At 60.6% G+C, this 10,023-nt stretch carries 9 protein-coding genes; 6 read left to right on the top strand and 3 right to left on the bottom strand.

Annotation, left to right across the window (positions count from 1 at the left end; translation table 11 throughout):
* Positions 1-88 precede the first annotated feature (88 nt).
* The gene (gene rapA / locus F8N49_RS20665; RefSeq protein WP_041478023.1) at positions 89-2,935 is read right to left on the bottom strand and encodes an RNA polymerase-associated protein RapA; all 2,847 of its coding nucleotides are present in this window, start codon (positions 2,933-2,935) and stop codon (positions 89-91) included.
* A gap of 252 nt (positions 2,936-3,187) precedes the next feature.
* Here rapA and F8N49_RS20660 point away from each other — a divergent pair, with 252 nt between their 5' ends.
* The 3 genes from F8N49_RS20660 to ccoM all read left to right on the top strand — a co-directional run bounded on the left by F8N49_RS20660 (position 3,188) and on the right by ccoM (position 4,048).
* On the top strand, positions 3,188-3,529 hold the full coding sequence (locus F8N49_RS20660) for a hypothetical protein (RefSeq protein ID WP_024011931.1): 342 nt from the start codon (positions 3,188-3,190) through the stop codon (positions 3,527-3,529).
* Between the two features lie 94 nt (positions 3,530-3,623).
* Entirely contained in the window at positions 3,624-3,785 is a 162-nt protein-coding gene (locus tag F8N49_RS27950; protein WP_016771347.1) for a hypothetical protein, read from the top strand.
* Between the two features lie 149 nt (positions 3,786-3,934).
* Positions 3,935-4,048 (top strand): cytochrome c oxidase subunit CcoM, encoded by a 114-nt coding sequence (gene ccoM, locus F8N49_RS28475; RefSeq protein ID WP_016771346.1) that lies wholly within the window; start codon positions 3,935-3,937, stop codon positions 4,046-4,048.
* A gap of 739 nt (positions 4,049-4,787) precedes the next feature.
* Here the strand turns inward: ccoM and F8N49_RS20655 are convergent.
* Positions 4,788-6,263: an inorganic phosphate transporter gene (locus tag F8N49_RS20655; RefSeq protein WP_024011933.1), complete on the bottom strand. Its 1,476-nt coding sequence runs from the start codon at positions 6,261-6,263 to the stop codon at positions 4,788-4,790.
* 59 nt (positions 6,264-6,322) lie between these two features.
* Between F8N49_RS20655 and F8N49_RS28075 the strand changes: the two genes are divergently transcribed.
* Positions 6,323-6,484, top strand: coding sequence for a hypothetical protein (locus tag F8N49_RS28075; RefSeq protein WP_218574890.1), 162 nt, complete (start codon positions 6,323-6,325; stop codon positions 6,482-6,484).
* 149 nt (positions 6,485-6,633) lie between these two features.
* Here the strand turns inward: F8N49_RS28075 and F8N49_RS20650 are convergent, their stop codons facing one another.
* Positions 6,634-6,834, bottom strand: coding sequence for a hypothetical protein (locus tag F8N49_RS20650; RefSeq protein ID WP_008080067.1), 201 nt, complete (start codon positions 6,832-6,834; stop codon positions 6,634-6,636).
* Between the two features lie 631 nt (positions 6,835-7,465).
* On the opposite strand from F8N49_RS20650, the gene pcaR reads away from it, so the two are divergent.
* Positions 7,466-8,308, top strand: coding sequence for a pca regulon transcriptional regulator PcaR (gene pcaR / locus F8N49_RS20645; protein ID WP_016771343.1), 843 nt, complete (start codon positions 7,466-7,468; stop codon positions 8,306-8,308).
* Positions 8,309-8,601: 293 nt separating this feature from the next.
* Positions 8,602-9,948, top strand: a complete 1,347-nt coding sequence (locus F8N49_RS20640) for an MFS transporter (RefSeq protein WP_073475852.1) — start codon at positions 8,602-8,604, stop codon at positions 9,946-9,948.
* Positions 9,949-10,023 lie beyond the last annotated feature (75 nt).

Raw genomic sequence — 10,023 nt, 5'->3', positions numbered from 1 at the left:
TCCCGGGCTGCATTCCCACGCAGAGCGTGGGAACGATCGGCCCGCATTACTGCGGGCCTCTTGGTTTTCAGCGGTGGAGCAGGGCGGTTTAACCCGCCACCAGCACCCGAATCGCTTCCAGGCGCAGCGCCGCTTTGTCGAGCATCGCCAGACCCTGCTCACGCTGAGTGCGCAACGCCTCCAGTTCGCTGTCGCGCACGGTCGGGTTGACCGCTTGCAACGCGGTCAGGCGCGCCAGTTCTTCGTCGGTGTCGGCGGCCAGACGACGGCGCGCTTCGGCCACACGCTCGGCGTGACGCGGGGCGATCTTTTCTTCGCCGGCATTGATCCGAGGCGTCAGCTGATCGCGCTGGGCCTGGATGAACTTGTTGGCGCTGGCCCGTGGCACGCTTTCCAGCTGATCGTTGAGGGTTTCGAACGACACCCGTGGCGACAGGTCATTACCATTGGCATCGAGCAGGCAACGCAGCGCCGCCGGTGGCAGGTAGCGACCCAGTTGCAGCGAGCGCGGTGCGACCACTTCGCTGACGTACAGCAATTCGAGCAACACGGTGCCCGGCTTCAACGCCTTGTTCTTGATCAGCGCGACGGCGGTGTTGCCCATCGAACCGGACAGCACCAGGTCCATGCCGCCCTGCACCATAGGGTGTTCCCAGGTGATGAACTGCATGTCTTCGCGCGACAGCGCCTGATTGCGGTCGTAGGTGATGGTCACGCCTTCGTCGTCGCCCAGCGGGAAACTGGCGTCGAGCATCTTCTCGCTCGGCTTGAGGATCAGGGCGTTTTCCGAATGGTCTTCGCTGTCGATGCCGAACGCGTCGAACAGGGTTTCCATGTAGATCGGCAGGGCGAACTGGTCGTCCTGCTCGAGGATCGCTTCTACCAGCGCTTCACCTTCGCCGGCACCGCCGGAGTTCAGCTCCAGCAGACGGTCGCGGCCAGTGTGCAGCTCGGCTTCGAGACGTTCACGCTCGGCGCGTGCTTCGTCGATCAGCGCTTGCCACTCGCCGTCATCGGCTTCTTCGAGCAGCGGCAGCAGGCGTGGGCCGAACTGATGCTGCAAGGCGTTGCCGGTCGGGCAGGTGTTGAGGAAGGCGTTGAGCGCCTCGTGGTACCACTGGAACAGGCGCTCTTGCGGGCTGGTTTCCAGGTACGGCACGTGCAGTTCGATGATGTGCTTCTGGCCGATCCGGTCGAGACGGCCGATGCGCTGCTCGAGCAGGTCCGGGTGCGACGGCAGATCGAACAGCACCAGATGATGAGCGAACTGGAAGTTGCGACCCTCACTGCCGATTTCCGAGCAGATCAGCACCTGCGCGCCGAATTCTTCGTCGGCGAAGTAGGCGGCGGCGCGGTCACGCTCGAGGATGTTCATGCCTTCGTGGAACACCGTGGCCGGGATGCCGGAACGCACGCGCAACGCGTCTTCCAGGTCCATCGCGGTTTCGGCGTGGGCGCAGATCACCAGCACCTTGGTGCGCTTGAGCATTTTCAGCTGATCGATCAGCCACTCGACGCGCGGATCGAATTTCCACCAGCGCTCTTCTTCACTGGCTTCCGGCTGGGCCTGGAAGCTGACTTCCGGGTACAGCTCGGCGTGTTCGCCCAGCGGCAATTCGAGGTATTCGTCGGGGCACGGCAGCGGATACGGATGCAGTTTGCGCTCCGGGAAACCCTGCACGGCGGCGCGGGTGTTGCGGAACAGCACGCGGCCGGTGCCGTGGCGATCGAGCAGCTCACGCACGAGGCGGGCGCTGGCTTCAGTATCGCCATCGTTGACGGCGGTGAGCAGGGCTTCGCCTTCGTTGCCGAGGAAACCGTGAATGGTCTTGTGCGCCTCGGCGGAGAGACGGCCCTTGTCGAGCAGTTCCTGCACCGCTTCGGCGACCGGGCGATAGTTATCGCTCTCGGCGCGGAACGCGGCCAGGTCGTGGAAACGGTTCGGGTCGAGCAGGCGCAGACGGGCGAAGTGGCTGTCCTGACCGAGTTGTTCCGGGGTGGCGGTGAGCAGCAGCACGCCGGGGATGACTTCGGCCAGTTGCTCGACCAGCGAATACTCCGCGCTGGCCTTGTCTTCATGCCAGACCAGGTGGTGCGCTTCGTCGACCACCATCAGGTCCCAACCGGCAGCGAACAAGGCGTCCTGTGCCTTCTCGTCGTCGACCAGCCACTCCAGCGCGACCAGCGCCAGTTGCGTGTCTTCGAACGGGTTGGTGGCATCGCTTTCGATAAAGCGTTCTTCGTCGAACAGCGCGACCTGCAGATTGAAGCGGCGGCGCATCTCCACCAGCCACTGATGCTGGAGGTTTTCCGGGACCAGAATCAGCACGCGGTTGGCGCGGCCCGAGAGCAGTTGGCGATGGATGACCAGACCGGCTTCGATGGTTTTACCCAGACCTACTTCGTCCGCCAGCAATACGCGCGGGGCGATACGGTCGGCGACTTCGCGGGCGATGTGCAACTGGTGCGCGATCGGTTGCGCGCGCACGCCACCCAGGCCCCACAGCGAGGACTGCAACTGGCGGCTGGTGTGTTCAAGGGTGTTGTAGCGCAGGGAGAACCACGGCAGCGGGTCGATCTGTCCGGCGAACAGGCGGTCGCTGGCCAGACGGAACTGAATGAAGTTCGACAGCTGGGTTTCCGGCAGGGTGACGACTTCGTTCTGCCCGTTGAGGCCGTGATAGACCATCAGCCCGTCGACGTCGTCGACCTGCTGCACGGTCATCTTCCAGCCTTCGAAATGGGTGATGGAGTCGCCGGGCGAGAACCGCACGCGGGTCAGGGGCGCATTCCGTAGCGCGTACTGGCGGGTTTCGCCAGTGGCCGGGTAAAGCACGGTCAGCAAGCGGCCGTCCTGTGCCAGAACGGTGCCTAAACCAAGCTCTGCTTCGCTGTCACTGATCCAGCGTTGCCCCGGTTGATACTGCTGCGCCATGCTGCCTGACTCCCACCTTGAAAAAGCGGGCTATCTTAACGGAATGCGGGCTTCAGGCCAAAGAAATACTGGGGTAGGAGCTGCCGCAGGCTGCGATCTTTTGATCTGTGGGAACACTTCGGTTTTGCGTTGTCCCATAAGAGATCGCAGCCTTCGGCAGCTCCAACAGGTGCCAAGCGCATCACAAGTTTGCGACAGGCGGCTCAAGGCGCCTGCGCCCCAGCCGATAGCCTGCAGACAGGAGACCTTTATATGTTGCCACCGATGCTCCCCTTGAGCGCCGTGCCGATCACTTCCCAGCAGGATCCGATCCGCCAGCGGCCGGACATCCCGCCAGTGGTGCCGGTGCAGGAAAGCTCCAATGAAAGCACGATCGATCTGCAGAAGCGTGATCCGGAAGAGGATCGTCTGCTGGCGCGCGAAGAACAGCGTCGTCAACAGGAACGTGACCGCCGACGCCGCGAGGCGGATGAAGATCCTGAAGAGCATCTGGCCGTGCCGGGTACCGAGTTGAACGCCGACAACACCGTGCCGGTGGTGCCGTTGATAGACGATCAGCCGCGTCAGGGGCTGTGGGTCGATATCGAGATTTGAGCAGTGACTGGTCAGCGCCTGCGCCAAGCGGCATGATTGGCGCAATCCTGCCGGTGACGGCAGCTGTGATCTCTTCTGCGATGTGCCGGACGCCATGAGCCAAGACGACAAACTGATCGACCTCAGCACTGAACGCGCCAAGCGTGTGCATGACCTCAACGAGAAGCGCCTGAACGAAGTGCGCCAGGCTTTCGAGCAGGCGATGCCGTTGGGAAAAGCCAAGAAAAAGTCGAAGAACAAGCCGAAAAAGCGTTGATCTCCCGCTGCATTGGTTGATGCAGATCAGTTATTTCCCCTCCTTTATTTCCCTTCGTTGCGGATATTGATCCTGGTCAATATGTGCGCCTGTGTGTTTGTTAATTTGAATCCATCGCAGCAAAGCAAAGCAGGGCCGGGAGGTCAGTCATGTTTTTCGATAACGTGGTGTTTGCCGGGGTTCTCACGGTGGGGCTCATGGTGCTGTTTTTTGCAGGGTTTGGATTTTTTATCTGGAAGGATGCGCATAAGCGGCGCAAGTGAGTTCTTCTGGATTGATGGGCACGCAAGGCATTTTGGGGCGACTTCGGTTGCCCCTTTTTTTTGTGCCTTGGCGGCCTTGGCGGCCTTTGGGCCGACCAGGCTGTTGGGGTTTTGGGTGAATATCCGTTGCTTCGGGTGTGGCTGCTGGCGGTTTCGCCCTTACGGCGAGTCACTTTTTCAGACGCCAAAAAGTAACCAAAACGCTAGCTCCTGCGTTCGGCCCTCGCAGGCTCGGGTCCCTTCGCTCCGGGACTGATCCGGGCGCAGCGGCTCCGGTTTGCTTCGCTGCACCTCCTTCCGCTGTGTCTGGCTGCGCCAGACTGTCGCTGCGCTCCCACGCCTGGATCAATCCCTCCACTCAGCCTTCCGACGTCGCCGGTGGATCAAGATCAAGAGCAGGCGAGCTGACACTCGGCCTATTGAGTGGTGAAAAGCGTGGGTGTTCGGCTTTTGATTTGCATTGTTGCTGCCCCTCACCCCAGCCCTCTCCCGAGGGAGAGGGGGGCCGATTTGTGTGGTGTTCAAAACCTGCATCGACTCGGTATCTCAGGTCGGCGTACTTCGATTAAACACCTCGGTCAGTTCCCTCTCCCTCCGGGAGAGGGCTAGGGTGAGGGGCTCTTGATCTGGCTTTTGCTTTGGCTTTTGATCTTTTGCCCCTTCGGCAGACTTCTTACCCCCAATAACAAAAAAGGCGTGATCCTCACGAATCACGCCTTTTCCAATCAACAGCTAACGATCAACTACCCAAAGCCTTCGAAGCCAACCAGAACAACCCGGCCGACAGCGCCACGGTCGCCGGCAGGGTCAACACCCAGGCCAGCAGAATAGTCTTGACCGTGCCACCCTGCAGGCCGCTTTTATTGGCAACCATGGTCCCGGCCACACCCGAAGACAACACATGAGTGGTCGACACTGGCAGGCTGAAGATGTTGGCCATGCCGATCAAACTGGCGGTGGTGATCTGCGCCGACATGCCCTGGGAATAGGTCATGCCCTGCTTGCCGATCTTCTCGCCAATGGTCAGCACCACACGCTTCCAGCCGACCATGGTGCCCAGGCCCAGTGCCAGGGCGACCGCCAGAATCACCCAGAACGGCGCGTATTCAGTGGTGGTGGTCAGGTCTTTGCGCAGCTTGTCGAGGTCAGCCTTTTCACGGGCATCGAGGCCTGGCAGCTTGCCGACTTTCTTCGCCGTGTCGTCCAGGCAGAGCAGGTAGCGACGCACTTCGATGCGGCTGTCCGACGACAGCGAATGGTAGTCCGCTACACCTTTAAGGGTATGCAGCAGGGCGGTGATGGTCGGTTCGGTCTGCTGCGGGTTGCAGCGGAATTTCTCCGGCAGGTCGCCTTCCACGCTCTTGCCCAGGGCCAGGAACTCACCCAGCGAATCGGCGTTGCGCTGGTAGAACTGGCTCAGGTGCAGGGTCGCGTCGCGGGTGCGTTCGATCTGGTAGGTGGTGCTGTTCAGATCGAGTACGAACTGCGCCGGGACGATACCGATCAGCACCAGCATGATCAGGCCGATGCCTTTCTGGCCGTCGTTGGAACCGTGCACGAAGCTCACGGCCATGGCCGAGATCACCAGGACCAGACGGTTCCAGAACGGCGGGTGCTTTTTGTCGTCGATCTTGCGACGCTGTTCCGGCGTCTTGTGCATCTTCGACAGCGGGCGCCACCATTTCAGGCCGATCAGCACCAGCGCGGCGATGAGGAAGCCGGCCATCGGCGAGAACACCAGCGAGGCGCCGATGTCGATCGCTTTCTGCCAGTTCACGCCATCTCTCAACGGAATGTCGTTGATCAGCGCGTTGGCCAAGCCGACACCGAGGATCGAGCCGATCAGGGTGTGCGAGCTGGAAGCCGGGATACCGAAGTACCAGGTGCCCAAATTCCAGGCGATTGCCGCGGCGAGCAACGAGAACACCATCGCCAGGCCATGGCCGGTGTTCACATTGATCAGCAGTTCAACCGGCAGCAAGTGGACGATGGCATACGCCACGCCAACGCCGCCCAGCAGCACGCCGAGGAAATTGAACACACCGGAAAAGAACACCGCCAGGTGTGGCGGCATGGCTTTGGTGTAGATAACAGTGGCTACCGCGTTAGCGGTGTCATGAAATCCATTGATGAACTCGAAGGCGAGGACAAACGTCAGGGCGAGCAAGAGGCTCACAAGCACCCAAGCATCCAGTCCGCTGAATAAATCGATCATGAAGGTTTTCTGACCCGGTCGTAAGGGGGCGCGATTATGCCAGAAAAGACAGGAAATCGATGCCCCGTCTGCTCACTGGTCACACCCTTCTTCGATTTAATTTGTTGCAGGGCGTGAAAACCAAGCAGCACGCAGGGTTTTTCAACTACTTGATTTTATTGGATAAACTATATTTTCGAGGCGTTTTTTCAGACATCGCAAAGGCTCAAACGCTTGTCTGAAATATCTCTGAAACCTGTGGGACGCTCGTTCATAAGACGCAGAACAGCGATGCAGCCGCTGCCCGCGGTTAACGGGCGCGCGAGGTGTCGTCTTCCACCGCGCTGTGGCTCAGGCGGACGCCGACTTTCGAATGCTCAACCGCCGTGGCTCATGGCTCTTCGGCTTTGAGTTCCTTTTCGATCTTTTCGATTTCCTGCTTGAACACCTGATCCTGAACAGTAGGGCGCTTGCGCCATGCCTTGCGTTCCGGTTCCGGCTGAGCGGCGTAGGTGGTGACTTCCCCGCCGTAAACTTCCTTGTAACGTTGTTCCTGGCGCTCTAGTTCCGCGCGCAGTTCGTCTTTTGTCACGGTGCTACCTGTATGAGTTGAATTGAATATCCGGTGAAACACACTGCAACGAGTCAATTGCGCGCCCCCGCCAGTCATCCACAGCCCGATCGGGCGCGGAGACATTGCAGAGGCGATCAAGACTTCCGTGTTACAGGCGGCTACGGCACCAGATAAAAACTGACGCAGCATCAGTTTCCTGTTTCAGCGAGCGCTGGCGTTGCATGTGTGATGGGCGCCGGGCGCTGGCCGGAGCTGAGACGAAGGACCTCGTTTCAGCAAGTCGCGGGCTTTTGATTAAAGCGCCGCGACTAGGGTGCATTATAGCGGCCGATTCGGGAATGACTATCTTTGCCAAGTTAAAAACGGTTCTGAATGTGTGAGGGTTTTGTTACCGGCAACTTTTACCGCTAGTTAAGTGTAAAGACCGCGTTATAGAACAGGCGTTCTGTTTTTGGCGCCATTAACTGGAACAACTAAGTTGCGAGCAGAATCGCTAAAGCTGCCTCTAGCATGAAGAGGAGGGCGGGGCACTGGATTGCGATTATCGGTCGGCGGTTCGATAATCGCCCAATGTTGGCGCCCCGGTGCTTGTGCATCGCGCGGCGAGCCGTTTGACTAGGCATCGATGCGTGCCGGACAAGGACAAGAAATGAACGATCAAATGCGCAACTCCTTCACGTCGGTGGCGCCGCCCATCGTCGCCTCGCCGGCCAAGCGCATTCAGGCGCTGACCGGTGATCCTGATTTCATGACTTCCCTGGCCCGCGGTCTGGCGGTGGTGCAAGCGTTTCAGGAACGCAAACGCCACCTGACCATCGCGCAGATAAGTCATCGCACGGAAATCCCCCGCGCCGCCGTGCGCCGTTGCCTGCATACGTTGATCAAGCTCGGCTACGCCACCACCGACGGGCGCACCTATTCGCTGCTGCCGAAAGTGCTGACCCTCGGCCACGCCTATCTGTCCTCGACACCGCTGGCCGTCTCCGCCCAACCGTATCTCGACCGAATGAGCGAGCAACTGCACGAAGCCTGCAACATGGCGACGCTGGAGGGCGATGACATTCTCTATATCGCGCGTTCGGCGACCACTCAGCGATTGATCTCGGTCGACCTTTCCGTCGGAGGACGGCTGCCGGCGTATTGCACGTCGATGGGGCGCATTCTGTTGGCCGCGCTGGACGACACCTCCCTGGGCGAATACCTCGACCACGCCGAACTGGTGGCCAAGACCAGCCGCACCATTCATACCCCCGACGCGTTGCTCGAATGTTTGCAGCAGGTGCGTCAACAGGGTTGGTGCATTGTCGATCAGGAACTGGAACAGGGGCTGCGCTCGATCGCTGTGCCGGTGTACGACGCCTCCGGGCAAGTGGTCGCGGCGCTGAATGTCAGCACCCACGCCGGGCGGGTCAGTCGCGCCGAGCTGGAGCAGCGCTTCTTGCCCGGCCTGCTCAGCGCCAGTCGCGACCTCAGTGCGCAGTTGTTCGCCTGAGGAAGCTGTTCGATAAACGCACAGTGTTGCGTTTATCGAATTGACGCTAAAACCCTCGGATCATTAATGTCGCGGCAGCGTCATCCGGCGCTGATGTGAATGAGCTCGCCGGACTGTCGACCCCATAATAATGACAAGAGGCAACTCACCATGCGCTCGCTCCCCGACTGTCTGTATCCCACCCGTTGTTGCCGGGTTCACCGCAACGCCTGATTACAACCTTCTATTCTCGTGACCGTGCCTTCCTTTGGCCGGCCGCCGTTCGACTGCGTTTTTTGCGTGGAATAAAAATAATGAACCAGCCTCAGTCCGCTGTGGGTAACTGCCTCGATGTGCAGACCTTCATCAACGCCCAACCGATCTCGCGCTATCAGTGGCGGGTGGTGATCCTGTGTTTCCTGATCGTATTTCTCGACGGCCTCGACACCGCCGCCATGGGCTTCATCGCCCCGGCGCTGTCGCAAGACTGGGGCATTGATCGCGCCAGCCTAGGCCCGGTGATGAGTGCTGCGCTGATCGGCATGGTCTTCGGCGCGCTCGGATCCGGCCCTTTGGCTGACCGCTTCGGGCGCAAAGTCGTACTCGTCGGCGCGGTGATTCTGTTCGGTGGCTTCAGCCTGGCCTCGGCCTACAGCACCAACGTCGAACAGCTGCTGGTGTTGCGCTTCCTCACCGGCCTCGGTCTCGGCGCGGGCATGCCCAACGCCACGACGCTGCTGTCGGAATACACACCCGAGCGCAAGAAGTCGCTGCTGGTGACCAGCATGTTCTGCGGTTTCAACCTCGGCATGGCCGGCGGCGGTTTCATCTCGGCAAAACTGATCCCGGCATTCGGCTGGCACGCGCTGCTGATGATCGGTGGCATCCTGCCGCTGATCCTCGCGGTGGTATTGGTGTTCTGGCTGCCGGAATCGGCGCGCTACCTGGTGGTGCGCAACCGTGGCACCGACAAAGTACGCAAGACCCTCGCGCCGATCGACCCGGTTACCGTCGCCCAGGCTGCGAGCTTCAGCGTGCCGGAGCAGAAAACCGTCAAGGCGCGCAACGTCTTTGCGGTGATTTTCTCCGGTACATACAGCACCGGCACGCTGCTGTTGTGGCTGACTTATTTCATGGGCCTGGTGATTGTGTACCTGCTGACCAGTTGGCTGCCGACGCTGATGCGCGACAGCGGCGCGAGTATGGAACAGGCCGCGTTCATCGGTGCGTTGTTCCAGTTTGGCGGCGTGTTGAGCGCGGTCGGGGTGGGCTGGGCGATGGACCGCTTCAATCCGCACAAGGTCATCGGCATTTTCTACCTGCTGGCCGGGGTGTTTGCCTACGCGGTAGGGCAGAGTCTGGGCAACATCACCTTGTTGGCGACGCTGGTGCTGGTGGCGGGCATGTGCGTCAACGGCGCGCAATCGGCGATGCCGTCATTGGCGGCACGCTTCTACCCGACTCAAGGCCGCGCGACCGGTGTGTCGTGGATGCTCGGCATCGGCCGCTTCGGCGCGATTCTTGGCGCGTGGATGGGCGCGACCTTGCTCGGCCTGGGCTGGAATTTCGAGCAAGTGCTGACCGCACTGGTGATCCCGGCGGGGTTGGCGACGGCGGCGGTGCTGATCAAGGGCATGGTCAGTCATGCGGATGCGACCTGAGGCAGACCCATGATCGTTCCCACGCTCCGCGTGGGAATGCCTCAACGGACGCTCTGCGTTCGGCTGTACAGGGAC

The organism is Pseudomonas sp. GXM4 (genome assembly GCF_008923895.1).
GTDB classification, from domain to species: Bacteria; Pseudomonadota; Gammaproteobacteria; order Pseudomonadales; family Pseudomonadaceae; genus Aquipseudomonas; species Aquipseudomonas atacamensis.
Note: the sequence above shows the minus strand (reverse complement) of the source record. Positions and strands in the feature narration are given on the sequence as shown.